This is a genomic window from Cupriavidus cauae (assembly GCF_026210475.1).
Lineage (GTDB): Bacteria > Pseudomonadota > Gammaproteobacteria > Burkholderiales > Burkholderiaceae > Cupriavidus > Cupriavidus cauae.
In genome coordinates this window covers 987,815-1,009,268 of record NZ_CP080294.1, presented here as the reverse complement: position 1 = coordinate 1,009,268, position 21,454 = coordinate 987,815, and the positions used below count along the sequence as shown (strand labels likewise).

The 21,454-nt window shown below is 66.2% G+C and carries 17 protein-coding genes; 7 read left to right on the top strand and 10 right to left on the bottom strand.

Going from position 1 to position 21,454, the window contains the following annotated elements:
• Nucleotides 1-128: 128 nt before the first annotated feature.
• The 3 genes from KZ686_RS19870 to KZ686_RS19860 form a co-directional block, all read right to left on the bottom strand.
• Complete coding sequence (locus KZ686_RS19870) at nucleotides 129-437, bottom strand: hypothetical protein (RefSeq protein WP_150082290.1); 309 nt, start codon at nucleotides 435-437, stop codon at nucleotides 129-131.
• 99 nt (nucleotides 438-536) lie between these two features.
• Nucleotides 537-1,010: a response regulator transcription factor gene (locus KZ686_RS19865; protein ID WP_187829213.1), complete on the bottom strand. Its 474-nt coding sequence runs from the start codon at nucleotides 1,008-1,010 to the stop codon at nucleotides 537-539.
• A gap of 159 nt (nucleotides 1,011-1,169) precedes the next feature.
• Complete coding sequence (locus KZ686_RS19860) at nucleotides 1,170-2,027, bottom strand: response regulator transcription factor (RefSeq protein ID WP_265635141.1); 858 nt, start codon at nucleotides 2,025-2,027, stop codon at nucleotides 1,170-1,172.
• 590 nt (nucleotides 2,028-2,617) lie between these two features.
• Between KZ686_RS19860 and KZ686_RS19855 the strand changes: the two genes are divergently transcribed.
• The gene (locus KZ686_RS19855; protein ID WP_265635139.1) at nucleotides 2,618-4,372 is read left to right on the top strand and encodes a phage integrase family protein; all 1,755 of its coding nucleotides are present in this window, start codon (nucleotides 2,618-2,620) and stop codon (nucleotides 4,370-4,372) included.
• Between the two features lie 60 nt (nucleotides 4,373-4,432).
• Here KZ686_RS19855 and KZ686_RS19850 read toward each other — a convergent pair whose 3' ends face one another.
• Together KZ686_RS19850 and KZ686_RS19845 are read right to left on the bottom strand one after the other, a co-directional pair.
• Nucleotides 4,433-5,446 (bottom strand): ParB/RepB/Spo0J family partition protein, encoded by a 1,014-nt coding sequence (locus KZ686_RS19850; RefSeq protein WP_149318589.1) that lies wholly within the window; start codon nucleotides 5,444-5,446, stop codon nucleotides 4,433-4,435.
• 5 nt (nucleotides 5,447-5,451) lie between these two features.
• The gene (locus KZ686_RS19845) at nucleotides 5,452-6,108 is read right to left on the bottom strand and encodes a ParA family protein (RefSeq protein ID WP_149318590.1); all 657 of its coding nucleotides are present in this window, start codon (nucleotides 6,106-6,108) and stop codon (nucleotides 5,452-5,454) included.
• Between the two features lie 362 nt (nucleotides 6,109-6,470).
• Between KZ686_RS19845 and KZ686_RS19840 the strand changes: the two genes are divergently transcribed.
• Nucleotides 6,471-6,674, top strand: a complete 204-nt coding sequence (locus tag KZ686_RS19840; protein WP_006576252.1) for a cold-shock protein — start codon at nucleotides 6,471-6,473, stop codon at nucleotides 6,672-6,674.
• Between the two features lie 138 nt (nucleotides 6,675-6,812).
• On the opposite strand, the gene KZ686_RS19835 is transcribed toward KZ686_RS19840, so the two are convergent.
• Both KZ686_RS19835 and KZ686_RS19830 read right to left on the bottom strand, forming a co-directional pair.
• The gene (locus KZ686_RS19835) at nucleotides 6,813-7,907 is read right to left on the bottom strand and encodes a replication protein RepA (RefSeq protein WP_053823267.1); all 1,095 of its coding nucleotides are present in this window, start codon (nucleotides 7,905-7,907) and stop codon (nucleotides 6,813-6,815) included.
• Between the two features lie 1,859 nt (nucleotides 7,908-9,766).
• The gene (locus KZ686_RS19830; protein WP_006576725.1) at nucleotides 9,767-9,970 is read right to left on the bottom strand and encodes a cold-shock protein; all 204 of its coding nucleotides are present in this window, start codon (nucleotides 9,968-9,970) and stop codon (nucleotides 9,767-9,769) included.
• A 381-nt stretch (nucleotides 9,971-10,351) separates the two neighbouring features.
• On the opposite strand from KZ686_RS19830, the gene KZ686_RS19825 reads away from it, so the two are divergent.
• The 3 genes from KZ686_RS19825 (at nucleotide 10,352) to KZ686_RS19815 (ending at nucleotide 14,227) form a co-directional block, all read left to right on the top strand.
• Nucleotides 10,352-11,716 (top strand): NCS2 family permease, encoded by a 1,365-nt coding sequence (locus KZ686_RS19825; RefSeq protein ID WP_370639513.1) that lies wholly within the window; start codon nucleotides 10,352-10,354, stop codon nucleotides 11,714-11,716.
• A gap of 535 nt (nucleotides 11,717-12,251) precedes the next feature.
• On the top strand, nucleotides 12,252-12,731 hold the full coding sequence (locus KZ686_RS19820) for a hypothetical protein (protein ID WP_265635135.1): 480 nt from the start codon (nucleotides 12,252-12,254) through the stop codon (nucleotides 12,729-12,731).
• Nucleotides 12,732-12,856: 125 nt separating this feature from the next.
• Entirely contained in the window at nucleotides 12,857-14,227 is a 1,371-nt protein-coding gene (locus KZ686_RS19815; RefSeq protein ID WP_265635134.1) for a sigma-54 dependent transcriptional regulator, read from the top strand.
• A gap of 70 nt (nucleotides 14,228-14,297) precedes the next feature.
• Here KZ686_RS19815 and KZ686_RS19810 read toward each other — a convergent pair whose 3' ends face one another.
• Both KZ686_RS19810 and KZ686_RS19805 read right to left on the bottom strand, forming a co-directional pair.
• A complete protein-coding gene (locus tag KZ686_RS19810; protein ID WP_150082292.1) occupies nucleotides 14,298-14,651 on the bottom strand; it encodes a hypothetical protein in 354 nt (117 codons plus the stop codon).
• Nucleotides 14,652-15,630: 979 nt separating this feature from the next.
• Nucleotides 15,631-15,813, bottom strand: a complete 183-nt coding sequence (locus KZ686_RS19805) for a hypothetical protein (RefSeq protein ID WP_265635133.1) — start codon at nucleotides 15,811-15,813, stop codon at nucleotides 15,631-15,633.
• 408 nt (nucleotides 15,814-16,221) lie between these two features.
• Here KZ686_RS19805 and KZ686_RS19800 point away from each other — a divergent pair, with 408 nt between their 5' ends.
• Together KZ686_RS19800 and KZ686_RS19795 are read left to right on the top strand one after the other, a co-directional pair.
• On the top strand, nucleotides 16,222-17,193 hold the full coding sequence (locus KZ686_RS19800; RefSeq protein ID WP_265635318.1) for a YihY/virulence factor BrkB family protein: 972 nt from the start codon (nucleotides 16,222-16,224) through the stop codon (nucleotides 17,191-17,193).
• Between the two features lie 159 nt (nucleotides 17,194-17,352).
• Nucleotides 17,353-18,927 carry a peptide chain release factor 3 gene (locus KZ686_RS19795; protein WP_150082296.1) on the top strand — a complete coding sequence of 525 codons (1,575 nt, stop codon included), beginning with the start codon at nucleotides 17,353-17,355 and terminating at the stop codon, nucleotides 18,925-18,927.
• A 130-nt stretch (nucleotides 18,928-19,057) separates the two neighbouring features.
• Here KZ686_RS19795 and KZ686_RS19790 read toward each other — a convergent pair whose 3' ends face one another.
• On the bottom strand, nucleotides 19,058-21,268 hold the full coding sequence (locus KZ686_RS19790) for a TonB-dependent receptor family protein (RefSeq protein ID WP_265635132.1): 2,211 nt from the start codon (nucleotides 21,266-21,268) through the stop codon (nucleotides 19,058-19,060).
• Between the last annotated feature and the right edge of the window lie 186 nt (nucleotides 21,269-21,454).

Here is a 21,454-nt window from a genome sequence, read left to right as displayed (position 1 = left end):
CCGGCCGGGCGATCGCCGCAGCCGATACGCGCGTGTACGCATGTCGTTCGATTCGTCATCCGACATGCGGCTCCCCCGAGCACGCGCCTTATTTCCCCCCTTCGTGTTCGTTCGCCTGGCTCTATCGCTTACCGATCGTCCGGCCGCGGCGTCCTGATGTCGCGGCCATCGCCCGCGCACGTGCCGGGCGCCACCGACAGGAACGATGTCGCCAGTCCCGCGGCAATGCGCCGCCGCGCTTCGCGCTCGCCGGCTTCGCGGGCCGCGATTACCGCGGCATCCTCGCTGCAGAACGCGCGGCCATGCAGTTCGCCGCGATGGACCAGCGGCCCATCGCATGCCGACGCCAGCCGGATCTCATAACAACACGCCCACTTGTTGCGGCCCTCCGGCACGGCAAAGCCGCGCACGATCAGGACCGCCGCTCCTCCATTCATATGACCCCCCGCTCCTGCCGGCGGCGGACCTTCTGATCCCGGGTCCGGCTACGCCAGCAGCGTAGTGCCAGCATAGGCCGCATCGCCGGTGGACGACCATCAGCCGCTTGCCGTAGAACCAGGGCGCAGAAAGTTGGAGGTCGCAGCGGGAGAGGGAGCAGGCGCCATCAGCCACGCCATGCTGGCGCGCGGAAAGCATTGGCCGCCGGCGGCGACCAGCGCCACCGCCGCGGAAAGCAGGTCGGGCGAAGCCGGTGCCAGCAGGCAGCCGCCGGCCCCGAGCCGGGCGGCGCGCTGCGTCAGCGCCGTGGCGCCTGGCCTGGCGATCAGCAGCCACCGGCGCGGCGCGATGCGCTGGCACAAGGCGTCGATCAGCGCGCCGGCATCCGCGTCGCTGCTGCTGCAATCGAGCAGCGCGAAATCGACGGGCTGTTTGGGCAATTGGGCCGAGGATGCGTGCAGCAGCCATTCCGGCGACTGCAAGGTCAACGGGCAGGAGGCCTGACGCTTGCCGAGGTGGCGCGACAGCGCGCGCAGCATGATCGCGTTGTTGGCCAGAAGAAGGGTCGTCATCGACTCGGGCGAGGTCAGGGGGGCGAGGTGACTGCCGGCGTGCATGTCCATAAGCCTAGCAAGCCGCCTCCCGGGCCGCCTCGACCATTGGAATGAAGTCCCTCAGCCGAAAGGATGAGTTCGCGCAAGCACATGCCACCGTGACCGGCGCCTTGCAACTCAGGCCGCCTGGCAGACCGCCGGCAATCGCATGGCGTCGACGTGCAACGGCACCGCGCCCAGCGTCGAGGGTCCAGGCCAGTTCAGCTTGGCGCCGCGCCGCAGCGCTTCGTAGACGGCCTCGCCCTTGTTGCGCACATGCAGGCGGTGGTACAGCGTGCAGGCGTGGGTCTTGGCGGTGGCCACCGAGATATTGAGCACCCGGCTGACCGTCTTGATCGGGTAGCCGCGTGCCAGCAGTGCCAGCACCTCGTATTGCCGCTCGGTGATATTGAGCAGATGCGAGCCGAACGACGGTGTTTCGATGTCGGGCTGGATCAGCGGTGCGGTGCGGATGGCGATGTCCGCGGACCACCCGGGAACGGCGCGGGTCGACTCGATCGGTTCATCCGGCCGGGTGGCCGTCCCTTCCCTGCCGCCGGTGTTCTGCAGGCCGGACAGCCCCGTTTGCCGCGTCGGCTCGGCGTGGACCAGCGCGGGAAAGCACTCGCCGCCGGCCAGCACCAGGCGGATGGCGGCGTCGAGCACCTCGGCGCAGCAGTTCTTCGACAGCAGGCCCGCCACCATCGGGGGCACGGATTCCTGCGCCATTGCGGCGGGCAGGCCATCGGCCAGCACCAGCACGCGCTGCGGCGCCAGATAGCGGCACACGTCTTCCATCGCTTGCCAGGTGCCGCTGCCATCGTCGTGCCAGCCGTAGATCAGCAGGTCGGCGTCGCGCAGGCGGGCGTCGTCGGGCGACGGCAGCGCGGCCGGTTCGACATCGATGACGTGGACGGGAAGCTCGGATTGCGCCAGCAACTGGCGCAGGCCCAATCGCAGTAATGGATGAGGCTCGATCAACAGAATGGTGGCCATGCCGCTCTCGTTCTTGTTGCGACACGTGCGCCGCGACGGTCGCCCGTGTGATCGGAAGTGCGGTGCTATGTTGCCCCTGCCCCTCCCTACGATCCATCCCGCTTCTGTTCGGCGCGGCGTTCAGCGCGGCCGTCCCTTCCCGTCAAGCGTGATGCAATCGCCCCGTTTGCGTGTTTGCACGCTTTCGATCCCTCTAAAGACAGACTTAACTTTCACTTATTCTGCGGTCCAGCATATGCATGCGAAAACAGGAAAGCAAGGCTTGCCAGATGGTGGGTAAGTCGCTTTTGTGCGAATGCGTACGCAGCACAAGGCTGGAGGCGGGGTAAGGATTTTCCCTTACGTCAATCGCAAAGCGGCCGCGTTCTTAGGGTTCGGACCGATGTTTGGGCGGTGTTCGACCGATGTCCGGTCAATGTTTCCGGCGATGTTCGCGGCGATTTTTCGCCATGCTCTGCTCGCGGGGGTCGACCTTTCGGACGCTGTGCCGAGAAAATAATTTACATTACACTTCGGGTAGCAATTTGGGCAGGTTGCGCTACTCGTCTGCTCAAAGTCGTTATCAATCAATCACTTAAGGGCGATTGCCGATGTCTGTGCGGGACGACACGCTGGATCCCTCGAAACTGACCCGGACCGAATTCGCCGTGGTACGCGCGTATGCCCAGGGCATGGCCGCGGTCGATATCGCCAACCGCTATCTGCTCGACCCGGACGAGGAGGAGGAGGCGCTGACCGAGCATCAGGCGGTGCAGCGCATCCTGCGGCTGCGCGATCGGCTGGTCCAGTTCGCGCTGCAGAACAACCGGCCGGATATCGCGGCGATGTTCGACTCGCTCAAGGGTCGCTCGAATGTCGCGATGGACCGGCGCGTCGACGCGCTGTCGTCGTTGGAGCGCTTGTCGCCGGGGCGGCCGGCGCTCGATCACGCGGTGTCGCTGTGGTTCGGACCGAGCCTGTCGCGCCGCCTCGCGGCGGGCGGCATCGAACGCATCGGCGACCTGGTGGAGCGGGTCAACCGGCGCGGCGCCGCCTGGTGGCGCGGGGTGCCGCGCTTGGGCGCCAAGTCGGCCGACGTGGTACGGCACTGGCTCGAGCGGCAGCGCGACACGCTGCGTGCCAGCGATGGGGGACCGGTGTTGGGGCCCCAGGTGGGCGCGCTGGTCGCGCCATCGCAGCGGCCGCGGATGTCGCCGGCACCGTTGGACGAACGGTTGGCGGCGCCTGTTCCTCTGGAATATATGCTCTGTACATCACTTAATGGCGACTGGCGAGCCGTTCTTGGCGAGGAGTTGCAGTTGGTACGCCAATGGTTGGAGGGCAAGCGGCCCGGCTCCCACACCTGGGCCAGCTATCGGCGCGAGGCGGAACGGCTGCTGCTGTGGGCGGCGCGGCGGCGGCAGCCCTTGCGCGGCATGAACGCGGAAGATCTGTCGGCGTATTGGGATTTCCTGGCCAATCCGCAACCGGCCTCGTTCTGGCAGGGACCCGCCGGCCCGCGCGACCGGATGCCGTGGCGGCCGTTCGAGGGCGGCTTGCGGGACAGTTCTCGCCAGGCGGCCATGCGGGTGATACGGGCGCTGTTCGGCTGGCTGCGCCAACGCGGCGTGCTGGCGCATCATCCCTTCGATGGTTTTGCGATACCGCCTGCGGCGGCGGCATTGCACGACGATCGGCCAGGCGACAAGGCGGACGGAGAGCTAGAGGATCAGGCAGCCGATCAGGCAGCCGATCAGGCAGATGGTCTGGCTGGGCTGGCCGGTCACCGGGAAGCGGCTCCCGGGCTGGCGGCCGGCGCGGGTACGAGTGTGGCCGCATTTCGCCGCTGGCTCGATGGATCGGATGGCACGCCGATATGGCGGGCGGCCAATGCCGCCGCGTATCTGATCGGCGATTGCGGGATGCGGATCGGCGAAGCCGTGTTGGTCACCGGGGGCCATCTTCGGCTCGGCGACGGCAGCCGCTGTCTGGTTCGCCCGCGGTTCGACCGCGGTGGGTCCGGAATCGTGATGTCGGACCCTGAGCCGGGCCGCGTCGAGAAGCGCTTCGCCACGCTCAGCGACGATGCCTGGAACGCCCTCTCCCTGCATTGGGCAGACCGCGGTTTGGCGGCGGACGGGCTACCCCACGCCGCGCCGTTGTTGGGTCCGCTGATGTTGCCGCCGACGTCGCGAGGCCAGGCCAAACGGGCCAGTCAGCCGCTTGCCGGTTATTCCCCCAGCGGCCTGGACCGGCTGCTTCGCGCGGCGTGGCGGGATTTCGTTGCGCTGCCCGAGCATGCCGAGCATCGCGACCTCCGATTCACGCCGCGCATGCTGGTGCGGCGGCACGCCGGGCAGCCGTGATGGCGTGCTGCGCGGGCGGACCATCTTCATGGCCCAGCGGCGCGCCGCCCGTGCGGTCTGCTACAGCAGCGATTTGTCCAGGCCGAAGCGCGCCTTCAGGGCTTCCAGCAGCGCTTCGCGGGCATCGCGATCGGTCAGCTGGACGTCGAGCACGACACGGCCCGAGTCCCATTCCTTGATCGTGCCCAGCAGCTCGCCGCCGCTGGTCCGGATCTTGTACTGGCGGCTGATTTCCTTGACCTTGCGCGCCTTGCCCTCTTGCGCCTGCTTGCGAATCGCCTCGACTTCGCGGCTTGACAGGCCGTCGTTCATGATGCGCATCGCCAACTCGCGGGTGCGCTCCTCGCCCGCCAGCTTGTAGTACAGCGTCAGCTCATAGCCGGCCGCGATGCCGATCGCGCTGGGACGCTCGCGCATCACCATCAGCACGGACTCCGGCAGTTTCAGCAGCGCCAGCGTCTTGTTGACCGTGCCGGCCGACATGCCGGTCAGCTCGCAAATATCTTCTTCCTTGGCAACCTTGCCCTCGTCCAGCAACTGGCGCCAGGCGATCGCATTGTCGAGCGCCGACTGGTCCGAGCGCTGTTCGTTCAGCAGGAAGGACAGGCGGTAGAAGTCGAGGTCGCTGAGGTCGCTCTCGACGAAGCACTCCATCTCGAGCTTGCCGGCCGCCGCGAGCGCGCGTTTGCGGTAGTGGCCGTCGATCAGGATGTAATGGCCGGGACGGGACGGATCTGGCGCCGCGAGACCCGGCGTCTTCTGGCCGTGGGTCGCGATCGACGCGGCGCGCTCCTGGACGACGGCGGGATCGTAAATCCGGCGCGCGTTGAGCGGGTTGTCGTGCAATTGCGCCAGCGGGATGCGCTTGAGGACGCGGCCGTCTCCCGAACGCTCCTCGTTTTCAGCGCTGAAAGTGGGCGGTGTTTCGGCGCCCTTTGCCTGCAACAGGCCGTGCGGATGCTTGGCGATCGCCGCTTCCGCGCGCGCGAAGCGGTCCAGCGTGTCGGCGCGGCTCTTTTCCGCCGCCATGCCGGCCAGCATGCCGGCCCGCAGATTCTTCATCTTCGTTGCCATTCTCTTTACTCGATCAGGGACAACACCTCGTCCACCATGATGTCGACTTCCTGCACTGCCTCGCGTGCGCCCGGTACGCCGTGCACGGTACAACCGATGGCCTGGCACTCACGGAACGCCGAGCGCGAGCCGATCATCGATTGCAGCAGGGGAAAGTCGCCGTCATCGCCCAGGATTTCGATAGCCTGGCGCGCGATGGAAACGCGGCGTTGCACCATATTGGCCATCACGCGGACGGTCAATGTTTCGTTCTGGACCTGCGCATGCTGCGCGAGGGTCTTGGCCGCCACCGCCGCCCACAGATCGGGGGGCGACGGGACGACCGGGATCACTGCCAGATCGGAGATCAGCAGGGCGCTGGACGGCGCTGCGGAGTGCACTGCGGGCGGGCAGTCGACGACGATATAGTCGTAGTCCTGGACGAACTTGCGGACTTCGCGGTGCATCGCACCGCCGGAGGCCGCCAAACCAATGACGGAAGCGGGGAACGGGCGCTCGTCCGAGGCTTGCGCCGCCCAACGCGTCGCGGTTCCCTGCTCGTCCATATCGACCAGCATTGCGCGCGCCCCGCGCAAACCCAGCGTTCCCGCGAGATGCATGCTGACCGTTGTCTTGCCGCAGCCGCCCTTCTGATTGAACACCGTGATGATTTTCGCTGCCACCGGGGCCTCTCTCTTTCAGCGCTGAAAGCGCGGTTTGACTGTAGGCGAAACTTTAGTCAATCGCCTTGGTGCTATCAACCGATTTCTTCAATTACACGAATTCGTTACAGCCCGGAAGCCAAAAAGGCGCACAAGTTTCTTCAAAAGTTGTGCTTGAAAATCGGTCGAGAATCGGCCTACATTAGAGGTTGTGCGTTGTACGCCGCACATGACACGGTTAGACAAACTGGATATGATGCCCAACACAGTCGCGTCAAGTCGTGTCACCCTCGTCGGCTTCCGTTCGGTATCTGCGAGAAATCAACGTGCTTGAACGGTTGTTTGCGTCGTGTACAAAGAACTTGCGTCGAAAGGAAACTCACATGGCAACCGGTACGGTTAAGTGGTTCAACGAAACCAAGGGGTTCGGCTTCATTACCCCGGACGATGGTGGCGCGGACTTGTTCGCCCATTTCTCGGAAATCCAGGGCACTGGATTCAAGACGCTGAAGGACGGCCAGCGAGTGACCTTCGAAGTCAAGGAAGGTCCGAAGGGCAAGCAAGCTTCCGGCATCAAACCGGCCTGATTGCCCGCGTCGCCGCTGGTTCGCGGCACTCGCCGGGAGCCAGCAAAAAAGCAGGTGTTCAACACCTGCTTTTTTTATTGCCGCGCCCAATATTGCCGAGGCGAAGGGGCCCCGGCGCGTTCCTTCAAGGACAGTCGCTCAGGCCAGCTTGCGCACGCTGGTACGCGAGGGCTGCAGAATCAGCGCCTTCGACGAGTCGGCGTCGACCTTGGCGTCCGGATACACCACCAGCACGTCCTTCAACGCCTTGCGGAACAACGCGCGGAACTTGCGCTCGCTCTCGGTCTCGGTACCGAACTGCATCTGCAGCGCTTCCCATGGGATCTCGGTGCGCCGCTGGATGGTGAAGAAGCGGTAGGTCAGCCAGGAATAGACGTCCAGCGCGAACGGCGACTGCTTCAGCGCCTTCAGCGCACGCATATCGACCGGCACCGGGCGATTGACCAGCTCGTTGAAGAACGGCTCCGACAGCACCACAAAGCTTTCGAACATCGAGCCCTGGCCCGGCTGCATCGGATCCCACCAGGTCGACAGCTGATCTGCCAGCAGGTAGCCGACCCGATCGATCGACATCGGCTCGTGGTTGTTGGTCTGGTTCTGCGTCGGCGCCGATTTGTTCTGGACGATCGCAATGGTCGCGGAGAACAGGCGGATCATCTGCTGGCGCACCAGCGTCATGGTGCCGCGCTTGCCGCCCGTGGCCATCGGGATGCCGAGGTTGTACATGAACTCGGACAGCGAGTTACCCAGCGAGATGCGGCGGTCGTCCACGGTGCCGGTAAACTCGCCCCGTTTCTTCTTCGCCATGATCTCCTTGCCGATCCAGGCCAGCATCAGCCGCGGATAGGAGCCATAGGGATACCCGAGCGAGACCGTTTCCGACACCAGCTTCTGGCGGCCGTTGCTGGCGCGCTCGGAACGCTGCTGCGTGAAGTAACCGGGCTGGATCATCAGCGAGATGTTGCCACTGGTCCGGGTCCAGACGGGCGGCGCGCCCTTCGGCGCCCGGTAGGGAAGCGTGACCTGCACACTGGCGCGGCTCAGAAAGCCGACCTCGCCACTTTGCCAAGCGTCTTCGCGCTCCATGGCTTGCGCTTCGTCGAACAGCCGCTGAAATTTTTCGGACGGAACCAACGGCGCATCGTTGCCAGGAACGATGATGCGCGAGGGACCGGTTTCCACGTCAGTGACGGTGCGGTCGTCCGGGGTGGCCAGGGAACGTTTGATCGGCATATCGGCGTGCTTCGAATTACCCGCCTTTTTACTTGATGCCGCCACCCTTGTCACGCAGAAACGGGTACGTTCGGAGATTCGGGCGTATACCCCGTCGTGGGGCGAAATCTGGCCGGGTATACCCCGCGTTCGCAGCGGCTTCGCGCCGGCCTGGTCAGCCCTTGGCTCTGTGTCGATATCTCTCTCTTGCCAGCTCGCATGCCGTGCGGCAGGGGGCAACCCGGCAGGGTTGTCCACTTCCGCGCGGTCATCCACTACAAGCAATACATACCTTTACGGTTAACTACTCGTAAACCGTATACGGGGCGCCTAAGCCGTTGAACCGTAAACGTAAACCGACTCCCTTCGTACCCGATTCTGCGCCGCAGCGTACTCGATTCTGCGAAGCGTCGAACCCGAATCTGCGTATACCCGAACCTGTTTCAGCGAAAGCGGCGAACCGCTTTCTGCGGGGATAACTTCGGCATTGCACAGGCTTATCCACAGCGGCCGCGGGCTCGGTGCGTACCCGTTTCTGCGCCGTATCGGCGTGCCGGTGGGGATCGAGAAGACTGCAAAGCGCCTCATAAAGCGCATTGGGCCCGGTATTGCACGCATCCCGGCGTGGCCGTACCCGTTTCTGCGTGAAGATGCGTGGGACCAACTGGGGGAAGTGCGTACCCGTTTCTGCGGCGTACCCAGTTCTGCGAGCGACAGGCGGGGGAGCGGCCTCCGCAAAGCGTACCTACTTCTGCGTACGCGATGGGGCATCGGTGGAGCGACGAGCGTACCTGTTTCTGCGCAGCCTCAAGGCCGTGAAGCCGCGCCGCTCACGGCAAAGGCCCACGTATACGTACATCCTGTTAAAAGCGAGCGCTTCCAAACGTCTGCGGGCCGGAAACGTTGCCAATGCCTAAGGGCGTACCCGTTTCTGCGTCGGAGGTCGGACCTCGCAGAAGAGATCGCTGGAGGACTGCCAGACGGCCGTACCCATTTCTGCGCGTCTGGTACGTGTCCGACCGGTGCGATCCGCGTACCTGTTTCTGCGGGAAATGGTGCCGCATTGATCCCGAGGGGATGCACCCGGAAAACCGTACCCGTTTCTGCGTCGCGGCAAAAAAGCGGCAAACCGTACCCGATTCTGCGAACGTGACCCGTGCGCGGACCGCGGATCGGCCTTCAGTGCCGGCCTATCCGTACCTGTTTCTGCGTGCCGAAATCCTTGTGGGGTGGGCCATGGCGTACCCGTTTCTGCGGCTGTCGGCGGTCCGAAAAGGGCCAGCGATGCCAATCCGTACCCGATTCTGCGGACGGCAATCCGCGCTGCCCGTACCCGTTTCTGCGTGGTGAGGCCCGGCTGATGGCGGTGCGCCAAACTGTTCTGGCGCGCGGGCAACCAAGGGGAGGACCTGAGCAAAGGCGCGGCGGAGGGGGGGAGAGCCGAGGGGAAAGGGTCGAGCGGACGGGGGGCGAGGAGGAGGGGCGGAGGACGGGGCGAGTGAAGGGGCGAGTGAAGGGCCAGTGAAGGAGCCAGGGAAGGAGCCAGTGAAGGAGCCAGTGAAGGAGCCAGTGAAGGAGCCAGTGAAGGAGCCAGTGAAGGAGCCAGTGAAGGAGCCAGTGAAGGAGCCAGGGAAGGAGCGAGGGAAGGAGCGAGGGAAGGAGCGAGGGAAGGAGCGAGGGAAGGAGCCAGGGAAGGAGCCAGGGAAGGAGCCAGGGAAGGAGCGAGGGAAGGGGCCGAAGAGAGACGTCGAACCCGGACGACGCCGCCCGGCGGCCAGCGCTTGGCGGACCGACGAAGTTCGCCGCGCCACAAAACAAAAAGCCCCGCACGGGGCGGGGCTTTCAGTGTCTTCTCGCCCGAAGGCGAGGAGCGCGAGGCCTTACAGCGGGGTGATGTTCGCTGCTTGCAGGCCCTTCGGGCCGTTCTTCACTTCGAACGAAACGCGCTGGTTTTCTTGCAGCGACTTGAATCCAGAGCCCTGGATTTCCGAGAAGTGGGCGAACAGATCATCACCGCCTTCGTCCGGCTTGATGAAACCGAAACCCTTGGCGTCGTTGAACCATTTGACGATACCGGTTTTCATGGTCTTGCATTTCCTAAAAAAAATTAAAAAACGGAGGCGCTCAGGGCGCTTCCGGCAGAGCAACTCAAGGAAAGGACACCATGGACAACCGAAGTACCATGACGGTGGCTAACGAATGTGCTGTTGCCTCGTCGCTTGAATCTAGCGCGCTTTATACGGGGGATCGGAGCCCACGTCAAGAGCGGTGTTCCCCTGCTGCAGGCTAGATCACGCGAGTGCCCTCGTGCGATCATCACCCATTTTGCATACAGTCTATTTGTCCGTATCGGCGCACCTGTATACAAAAGTGTAAGACATTACGTGTGCCTCCCTGGCCAACGCGCCGGAAGGAGGCTCTTGCCTTTTGCGAGAGACGGGACAAAACGATACAGGAGACACAGCATGTCGATGCCCGAACCCCTTTCCGAACCCAACGACACACCCGCCATGACCACGCCGGCGCGCCGCTCGCCGCTCGAACGCCTGTTCAAGCTGAGCGAGCACCAGACCGACGTGCGCACCGAGATACTGGCCGGCGTCACGACCTTCCTGACGATGGCGTACATCATCTTCGTCAACCCGACCATCCTGGGCGATGCGGGCATGCCGAAGGACGCGGTGTTCGTCGCCACCTGCGTGGCCGCGGCGCTCGGTACGCTGATCATGGGCTTCTACGCCAACTATCCGATCGCGATGGCGCCGGGCATGGGGCTCAATGCCTATTTCGCCTACACCGTCGTCAAGGGCATGGGCCTGCCGTGGGAAGCCGCGCTCGGCGCGGTGTTCATCTCGGGCTGTCTGTTCCTGCTGGTGACGCTGCTGCGTGTGCGGGAGATGATCGTCAACGGCATCCCGCATTCGATCCGGGTGGCGATCACCGCGGGCATCGGGCTGTTTCTCGCCATCGTCGCGCTGAAGAACGCCGGCATCGTCACCGCCAGCCCCGCCACGCTTGTCACGCTCGGCGATCTGCATCAGCCCTCGGCGGTGCTGGCCATCGTCGGCTTCCTGGCGATCGTCGCACTGGACCGCCTCAAGGTGAAGGGCGCGATCCTGATCGGCATCCTGCTGACCACGCTGCTGAGCTTCGCGTTTGGTGGCAACACCTTCCACGGCATCGTGTCCGCCCCGCCGTCGATCGATCCGACCCTGTTCAAGCTCGACATCACCGCCGCGCTGTCGATCGGCATCATCAATGTGGTGCTGGTGTTCTTCCTGGTCGAGCTGTTCGATGCGACCGGCACGCTGATGGGCGTGGCCAACCGCGCGGGGCTGCTCAAGGCGGGCAAGATGGATCGGCTGAACAAGGCGCTGATGGCGGACAGCACGGCCATCATGGCCGGCTCCTTCCTCGGTACCTCGTCGACCACGGCCTACATCGAAAGCGCCTCTGGCGTGCAGGCCGGCGGCCGCACCGGCCTGACCGCGGTGACGGTGGCCGTGCTGTTCCTGGCCTGCCTGTTCATCGCACCGCTGGCCGGCACCGTGCCGGCTTACGCCACCGCGCCGGCGCTGCTCTATGTCTCCTGCCTGATGCTGCGCGAGCTGGTCGACATCGACTGGAACGACGCCACCGAAGTGGTGCCGGCGGTGCTCACCGCGCTGGGCATGCCGTTCACCTATTCGGTCGCCAACGGCGTGGCCTTCGGCTTTGTGACCTATGCGGGCCTGAAGCTGCTGACCGGCCGGGCCAAGGACGTGCCGATCATGGTGTGGATCATCGCCGCCGTCTTCGTCTTCAAGTTCTACTATCTGCCCGGCCATTGACCTGGCGGCATCGCTTGCAGCAAGGGCGGCCACGGCCGCCCTTTTTCATGGCCATCGTCCGGGACGTGCCCCCGAACGTTCGAAATTTCGCTGCAAAGTCACCGGACCGTACCCGTTTCTGCGTGCGCTGCAGCAGCGCGGAACGCGGGCACCGTACCCGTTTCTGCGTTCAAGGTAAGTACTTATTTACCTCCCGCACCATGATGGGCCACCGTTGTTACGGTCATACCGAAGGATGATTTTGGGCGCATGCCCCGCGTGGGGGCTAGACAAACGAAGCCAAATGCACTGAACTAGAGGCGTGCTATTCCGGGGGCGCTTCGAAGCGCCCCTTGTTGACTCCGGGCAACGGAGTGCGCCCATGGCGCGACGCAGACCCATTCGATCCGCGTGAAGCGGACGTACAGACAGACCGCCTTCAGGCGGCTTCGCCTCCACGACGAGAGCATGCGCAAAGCGTGCCGAAACAATAAGCGGAACAAGTGGTAATCGCGAACGTGTAGTGCCGGGGGATGTTGTTCAACGGGGAAGAATCATGACCGCAGGAGAAGTCCATCGGCCCGTTCTCGAGCCGACTCGATCCGCCACGCCTTCGATTACCCGCGCCTGGAGCCATCTGGCCAATGTCGCCGGCGCCAAACCCGAACACGCTCCCAGCCAGTCCCATCGCGAGCATCGCGACGAATTCATCGCCGATGCCGTGGCCGCCGTGCTCGCGGCCGACGACAGCGTGCCACCGAACGTCCGGCAGGCCATTGAAGGCCTGTTGCAACGCCACCGCCAGCTCGAAGCCGACATCGCCCGCCTGCGCGCCCAGCGCGAGGAATGGATCGTCAACGTGCTGACCTATCAGGCCCTCTATCACCGCTATTCCGGCCAGACCCTGCATGCCCCGAGCGATCGCCTGATGCGCGAGCGGGACAGCATGCGCCGCACCATTCGTGAACAGCTGCGCAGCGGCACGACGCCGACCGCGATGTTCGATCTCCCTCCCCACAGCGTTTCGAGCGTGTAATGGCGGCCGCCCACCTGGGTGCCCAGCCGCACCGCATACAACTGGACCGCAGCCCGATCCCGTCCGCCAGCCGGCGCAGCGAGACCGTGCGGCATGCGGCCACGCCAAACGCGCGGGAGAACGGGATGGACCGACTCAACAAGCCGACATCGCGGGCCGCGCAGGTCCTGGTGGTATCACGACAGCAGAACTTCGGCATCGACGCGAGCCAGTTCGGACCCGGCTGGGAGATCCGCCACCATCACCAGTTGCGCGACCTGCCACGGGTCGTTCGCAGCAGCGCGCCGATGGCTGGCGTGCTCGACCTGGAGACCGAATACACCGATGCCGAGATCGCGCTGCTCGAGCAGAGCCTGCAATGCCTGCACGTGATGTGGGTCGCGATCACCTCGCCGCAGCGGCTCGAGGACGAGCGGGTGCGGCGCCTGATCCGCGACTATTGCGTCGACTATGTGCGCGTGCCGTTCTCCTACAGCGAACTGGCCTACACGCTCAAGCACGCGCATGGCATGGCCGCGCTGCACGCCGCCCGCGGGCCGGATACGGCGGTGCAGGGCAAGATGATCGGCGAATGCGCGCCGATGCGGGGGATGTTCCGCTCGCTGGCCAAGGTCGCGCACAACGACGCCCCGGTGTTCATCTCGGGCGAGTCCGGCACCGGCAAGGAACTGGCCACGCAGGCGATCCACGAAGCGTCGAACCGGCGCAAGGGGCCCTTCGTCGCGATCAACTGCGGCGCGATTCCGCCGCACCTGGTGCAGTCCGAACTGTTCGGCTACGAGAAGGGCGCCTTCACCGGCGCCAACCAGCGCAAGATCGGCTGGATCGAGCAGGCGCAGGGCGGCACGCTGTTTCTGGACGAGATCGGCGATCTGCCGCTGGAGAGCCAGGTCGCGCTGCTGCGCTTCCTGCAGCAGGGCATGATCACGCGCCTGGGCGGCCATCAGTCGATACCGCTGGACCTGCGCATCATCTCGGCGACGCACGTGGACCTGGTCGCGGCGCAGGCCGAGGGGCGCTTCCGTTCCGATCTGTTCCACCGGCTGTGCGTGCTGACGCTGTCGATCCCGCCGCTGCGCGAGCGCGGCGAGGACATCCTGCTGCTGGCCAACGCGGTGCTCGCCGAGCACGGCCACGAGGCCCATCGGCGCATTCGCGGTTTCTCGCCGTGCGCGACGCAGGCGATGATGCAGTACGGCTGGCCCGGCAATGTGCGCGAACTGACCAACCGGGTGCGCCGCGCGATCGTGATGACCGACAATCGCAAGATCACCGCCGAGGACCTGCAGTTGCACGGCAACAGCGACGCGCCGCGCAAGACCCTCGACGCGATCCGCGAAGAGGCCGAGCGCGAGGCCATCCGCTCGGTGATGGCCAGCCACGGCTTCCACGTGGTGCCCGCCGCGCGCGAGCTCAACGTGTCGCGTGTCACGCTCTACCGGCTGATGCACAAGCACAATATCCGCGTCGAAGGCCAGTCGAGCCACGCCGAGTAGCGGACCGCCGAGACAGCGGCAATCAGCGGGGCCGACGATTCGTCGGCCCCTTTTTCATCGCGCTTGCCGCTCAGCGCCGCGGCGCCAATGACGAGGCCGGCTTCCAGCAGCCCGATGCCAGGCCGCCACCGTAGCCGACCGAATCGGCCGATGCCGCCAGCAGATCGATCGGCAGGCGGGCCACCTGCCGTGTCTTGCCGTCGTCGTCCACCGCGGACTGCTGGCCGGGCGCCTCGTCGTCCTGCGCGCCGGCGCCGAGCAGGCCCAGCGACAAGCCGAAGCCCTTGACGTAGATATCGTTGCTCCATGCCGTATGGCTGTGGATCTCGGCATCGTCGGACCGGTCCAGATGGCTGAAGCTGCCGGCCGCGGCGCTGGTACAGAACGCGGCCAACGCAGCGAATGCGCAAAGCCTGGTTTTCATTGTGTCTCCTCCCTGATCGGATGCCGGATGGCCAGCCGGCGCGCCGCGGCGCGTGGACAGGCCGACCTGTGGGCGGCCCGTGGCCGCCGACGATCCACGGAAGGGCGGCTATCGCCGTGTCCGGCTGCGGAAGGCCGCGATCGGCAGGACGCGGTTGGACTCCGTGCAGAACGACGATGTCGCCCGATGCGGCAACCGCGGCGCAGCCAATAGCGGGGGCGACAGCAGTTGCAATACCGACGGCGCGGCGCGCGCCGGACGCTGGGCGCGGCGTCGTGCCGTCATGCGTGCTGGAGGGTGACGCATGGTGGGGCGCTCTCCCGTGGCTGAAGCGTAGGTCCTGGCTCTCCACGGCCTGTTGCGACAAGCGTGCCAAGATGCGCCCGCCGTTGTCCCCGTTGGGTTTGCGGCGATTGGCCGCGCGCGCGACGGATCGCCCTGGACGGACCGGTCCGATTCTGTTGCGGCCCTGAAACCGGGGTGGCGGCGGCTGCGCGCACGGTGTTTCCCTCCCGGCCATGCCGTCGACGCCGGGACGGTGGCCAACGGCGCGCCGGCACAACGGCACGGGCGCCGGCATCCGTCCAAAGGAGGAATTCCGGATGAAGTCAGGGCAGGGAACGGCGCGACGGGCTCGCCGATACGGCCGAAGTCCCCTGCCTGGCCCGCGCCGCGCAGCCAAGGGCGGCGCGGTTACACCGGCTTAACGCACGGGTGCCGGACGCGTGCAGACGGGCGAAAAGCGCGACGGCGGCACCCGACGCGTCCATAACACTCGGAAACCCACACACGAACGTCCGCAGAAACGGGTACGCATCGGCCTGCGACGAGCATGGGCGGCCCCCACGTCGGCCCCAGACGCGGCCAAACCGCGGCGAAACCGCGGCGAAACCGCGGCCAAATCGCGGCCAAATCGCGGCCAAATCGCGGCCCAAACCGACGCCCAAACCGAGGCCGAAACCGAGGCCGCGCCTCGGCGTCATTCCTTGCGAGCCGGCGGGTTGGCCGAAGGCGCGGTGTCGGCGGCGGGCGTGTCGCCCGAAATCGGTTTCGGGCCGGGCTGGCTGCGGTCGCAGCCGGCGATCGCCAGGATGGCGGCGAGGCCCAGCGCGAGTGTGCCGAGCCGGAGGGCGGGGAAGGATGCGATCGGAAAACGGATCACGGTACCTCCTGAAGGAGAGAGAAGAGACGAAAGACGCGGCGGCGGAATGGCGCGCCGCCTGCTTTTACTCTAGCAGTTGGTCGCGGCCGGCCCTTGCGCCCGCTCTTTCACAGGCCTCGCGCAACCTCTTGTACTGACGCTCGCGCCAGCCCTTGCACCCGCCCTTGCACCCGCCCCTGCACCGGCTCTTGCACCGGCTCTTGCACCGGCTCTTGCAACGACTCTTGCACCGGCTCTCGCGCCCGCTCGCGCCCGCCTGCGCGAGCCCTTGCCCCGAACGCGGCTTGGGCACAGCCGCCAGGCGCGGTATCCTGAACACTGCCCCGCCGGCCGCGCCCGGCGGCGGCACGACCCCCAGCCCCTCCGGACCTCAGCCCACCGACCAAGCCAGGGAGCGCCTCCTTGCCGATGTACCAACCCGACCCCGAGCACCGCAACGGCCGCTGGCACGGCCTGGCCCGCATGCTGCCCGACCGCCATACCCTGCGCCGCACCGCGATGGTGGTGACGGGCGCCGTGCAGGCCTGGTTCGCGCACCGCGCCGCCAGCAAGGGCGCCGCGCTGTCGTTCTACATGCTGTTCTCGCTGGCGCCGATCCTGGTGCTGGTGATCTCGATCGCGGGGCTGTTCTTCGGCGCCGAAGCGGCTCGCGGCGAGATCTTCGAGCAGCTCGAGGGCCTGCTCGGCACGCAGGGCGCGACGGCGATCCAGGAAATCCTGGCCGCCACGCACCGCGCCGGCGGCAGCGGCGTGGCGGCGCTGATCGCCACCGGCATCCTGATCGTCGGCGCGACCAGCGCCTTCGCCGAGCTCAAGGCGAGCCTGGACGATATCTGGGAGGCCGATGCGACGCCGGCCAGCGGCTGGCGTTCGCTGGTGCGCACGCGGCTGCTGTCGTTCAGCCTGGTGCTGGTGCTGGCCTTCATGCTGCTCGTGTCGCTCGTGGTCAATGCCGCGATCGCGGTGGTGCAGCGCTTCTGGGACGGCATGTGGTTCGAGTCGTGGCTGGCCCCGGTCGCGACCACCATCTCCAACGGCTTCTCGTTCGCCGTGGTCACCGCGCTGTTCGCGGTGGTGTTCAAGATGCTGCCGCGCGTGCGCGTGACCTGGCGGGACGTGACGATGGGCGCGGTGATCACCGCGGTGCTGTTCTCGGTCGGCAAGCGCCTGATCGGCATCTACCTGGGCAACAGCGCGGTGGCGTCCTCGTACGGGGCGGCCGGCTCGGTGGTGGCGCTGATGCTGTGGGTGTACTACTCGGCCCAGATCTTCTTCTTCGGCGCCGAACTGACCCATCAGTACGCGCTGCAATTCGGCAGCCTGCGGGAGCGGCGGCGCCGCGGCGAGGCGCCGGAACCGGTCGGCGCCGGGAACCGGTAGAATAGCGGCCCATTCCCTCGGGCGCTCCGCCGCGACAGCCGATCCCAAGCCGGCCGCCGCGGAACGCGACACACCAGGCGCGGCGCGATCGGCTTCGCCATCGCCTCTGCCGCGCCCTCCGGGTCCCGATCCAATCGCCTGCCATCCGAACGTCCTACCGTGAGCTCGCTCGTATCCGAAATTGCGCGTCGTCGCACCTTTGCCATCATTTCCCACCCCGACGCCGGCAAGACCACGCTGACGGAAAAGCTGCTGTGGTTCGGCGGCGCGATCCAGGTCGCCGGCGAGGTGCGGGCGCGCAAGGCCGACCGCCACGCCACCTCCGACTGGATGGAGCTGGAAAAGCAGCGCGGCATCTCGGTGACCTCGTCGGTGATGCAGTTCCCGTACCGCGAGCACATCGTCAACCTGCTCGACACCCCGGGCCACGAGGACTTCTCGGAAGACACCTACCGCACGCTGACCGCGGTCGACTCGGCGGTGATGGTGATCGACTCGGTCAACGGCGTGGAGGCGCAGACGATCAAGCTGCTGAACGTCTGCCGGCTGCGCGATACGCCGATCCTGACCTTCATCAACAAGCTGGACCGCGAAGGGCGCTCGCCGATCGAGCTGCTCGACGAGATCGAGGACGTGCTGAAGATCCAGTGCGCGCCGATGACTTGGCCGATCGGCATGGGCAAGGCGTTCCGCGGCGTCTATCACCTGATCGACGACAAGGTGCAGCTGTTCGATCCGCACGGCGAGAAGGGCACCGCCGCCATCCTGGACGGACTGGACAATCCCGAGCTCGACCGCGTGCTCGGTTCGCAGGCCGAGGAACTGCGCGTCGAGATCGAGCTGGTGCGCGGCGCCTCGCACGCCTTCGACAAGGACGCCTTCCTGGCCGGCAAGCAGACCCCGGTCTATTTCGGCTCGGCGATCAACAACTTCGGCGTACAGTCGCTGCTCGACGCGCTGTGCGACCTGTCGCCCTCGCCGCAGCCGCGGGCGACCGACAGCCGCACGGTGCAGCCCGAGGAAGCCAAGTTCAGCGGCTTCGTGTTCAAGATCCAGGCCAACATGGACCCGCGCCACCGCGACCGCATTGCGTTCGTGCGGGTCTGCTCCGGCCGCTTCACGCGCGGCATGAAGCTGCTGCACGTGTCGGCCGGCAAGACGGTGGCGATCAACAACGCGATTACCTTCATGGCGCAGGACCGCAACACCACCGAGGAGGCCTACGCCGGCGACATCATCGGCGTGCCCAACCACGGCACGATCCGCCTGGGCGATGTCTTCACGGAAGGCGAGGCGCTCAAGTTCACCGGCATCCCGTCGTTCGCGCCGGAACACTTCCGCCGCGCACGGCTGAACAATCCGCTGAAGGTCAAGCAGCTGCAGAAAGGCTTGCAGCAGCTGGCCGAGGAAGGCGCGACGCAGATGTTCCGCCCGATCGCCTCGAACGAACTGGTGCTCGGCGCGGTCGGCATCCTGCAGTTCGACGTGGTGGCGCACCGGCTCGAGCACGAGTACGGCGTCGACGCGATCTTCGAATCGCACGAGTGCGCGACCGCGCGCTGGCTCAAGGGTGACCCGGCCGAGATCGAGAAGCTGATCGAGAAGGCCGGCCACAACGTCGCGCTCGACGGCGCCGGCGACCACGTCTATCTGGCGCCGAGCATGGTGAACCTGCGGCTGACGCAGGAACGCTTCCCGAACCTGCAATTCATGGAAACGCGCGAGATCGTCTAGGCGGCGCGCGCCGCATCGTCGTCCCCGCGCAGGCGGGGATTCAGCGTCTTGCCCGCGGACACGCAACGTGCCCCGGGCAAGCGCCCGGCAGGCCTCGCTTCAAACCCCGCCCCCGCCCAGCTCAAGTCCCTCAGAACGCCAGCGTCGCCTGCACGTAGAACGTGCGCGGCATGCCGACGTACTTGCCCAGGTTGTTGTCGGTCGAGCGCGTGAAATAGCGGCGATCGAACAGGTTCTTGACGCCCACCGCCAGCTTCAGGTTCGACATCGACTTGCCGAAGTCGTAGCCCAGGCGCATGTGCACCAGCGCGTAGCCGGGGATGTCCCCCAGCGCGCCGTTGGCGCTCTCGGCGGTCTGGTACGGCGTGCCGTCGGTCGGATCCCCGGGCGAATGCTGGCGCGATTGCGCGAAGCCATCGACGTTCAGCGTCCAGCGGTTGCGGCTGTAGCGCACGCCGGCGGTGGCCACATGGCGCGAGTAGAACGGCAGGTCGCGCCCGGCGAAGGTGCCGTGGTTGTAGGTGGCCTCGGTATAGGTATAGCCCGCATACGCCGACAGGCCGGCCAGCGCCTTCGACAGCGTGCCGAAGTCGTAGCGCAGCGAGCTCTCGACGCCGCGGTGGCGCGTCGCGCCGAGATTGGTCCACGCGTCCGGGCTGCCCATCGTGCCGCCGCGCAGCTGCAGCTCGTCGTCGAAGTCGATATTGAACAGCGTCAGCTCGCCGCCCCAGCCGTTGGCGTGGAAGTGCGTGCCCAGCTCGTAGGTCTTGGCCTTTTCCGGCGCCAGGCCGTTGGTGGTCTGCGCGATCTGGAAGTACTGCAGCGGCCCGAACGAGACGCCGGCATTGCCGAACAGCTTCCAGTTGTCGCTGACGTGGTACATCACCGCCAGCGAGGGCAGCGGCTCGTCCGACTTGATGTCGGTGCGGCGCTGCGTGAAATGGTCCGTGATGTTCGAGCGGATCATTTCATAGCGCAGGCCCGGCGTGATGGTCCAGTTGCCGACGTTGATGGTGTCGTCGATATAGACCGCGTTCGCCGTGGTGCCGCCGCTGCGCCATTGGTACATCGGCGAGGCGATCGTGGTCGGATCGACCGTGCCCGGCGTGTAGAACGCCGTGCGCGATGCCTGCTCGTCGCTGGCCTCGCGCAGGTAGCGGTAGCCGACGCTGACCTCGTGGCTCATGTTGGCGCCGCGGAACAGCTGCGAATAGCGCGGCTCGACGGCGAAGGTGTGGTAGTGGCGCGGGAACGAGCCAAGGCGACGGCGGCCGGCGCTCTCGCTCTCGATCTGGCTGCCACGGAAGCTGTCGGTGTAGTACGTCAGCACCTCGAACTTGCGGTTGTTGTCCTGGTGCGAATACTTCAGCGAGACGTCGTTGCGGCGGCCGGCGAAGGTGTCGTACGGCCGCACCGACTGGAACGGATCGGCGGCGTACTGCGCGGCGGTCAGGCCGCCCGGCATGTCGGCCAGCGCCTCGTAGTAGTGATAGCTGGCGGTGATCTGGTCCGTGCTGGAGATGCGGTACGAACCCTTGAGCATCAGGTCGTCGATATCGACGCGGTCGTTGCCGCGGCGATAGCCGTCGCCGTGCACGCCCGAATACATCAGCGCGCCGCCGAGGCCGTTGTCGTTGATGCCGCCGATGAAGACGCTCGGCATGGTCTTCACATTGCCGCCGTGCGTTGCCACCTCGGTCTCCACCGAGGCCTGCGCGGCAAAGGTCTGCGGAATCGGCCGGGTCACGAAGTTGATGATGCCGCCGACGTTCTGCGGGCCATAGCGCACGGAGCCCGCGCCGCGCACCACGTCGATGGTGTCGATATTGCCCATCGACAGCGGGGCCATCGACAGCTGCGGCTGGCCGTAGGGCGCGACCGCCAGCGGAACGCCGTCCAGCAGCACGGTCGAGCGGGGCGACAGGCGCGAGGCCAGGCCGCGCACGCCGACGTTCAGCGAGATGTCGCTGCCGCCGGTGCCGTTGCTGTCCTGCACCTGCACGCCCGGCATGCGGCGCAGCACCTCGCGCACATTGGTCGCGCCGCTTTCCTCGATGGTCCGGCGGTCGGCGATCGAGCGCGCGCCCGGGTGCTCCAGCACCTTGGTTTCGTTTGGCTGATCCAGCCAGTTGCCGACCACGGTCACCGTGCTCAGCGTCTTGTCCTCGTCCGCCGCGGCGGCTTGCGCCTGAGGTTGCGCCTGGGCTTGCGTCTGAGGTTGCGTCTGGGCTTGCGGCGACGCCTGGGCGATCACGATGGGCTCGGCCGAACGGGCCGGGGACGACAGGCACAGCAGGGCGACGCCGGCGGCTGCGGCGGTCAGGCGGAAGGCGGCTTGCAAGATCGGATCCTGAACAGAGGCGGGAAAGCGGCGAAAGCGGGGTCGGATCCGCGCGATGGCGCGGCGACCGGACCGCGACCAGGTGAAAGCGGCATCACGGCCTCCGCGTCACCCAAGAAGCGGCGATTTATAAATGCGAAGCATTCTCAGGCGCCGCAAACCGGCCCCGTCGTCATGGTCGACGTT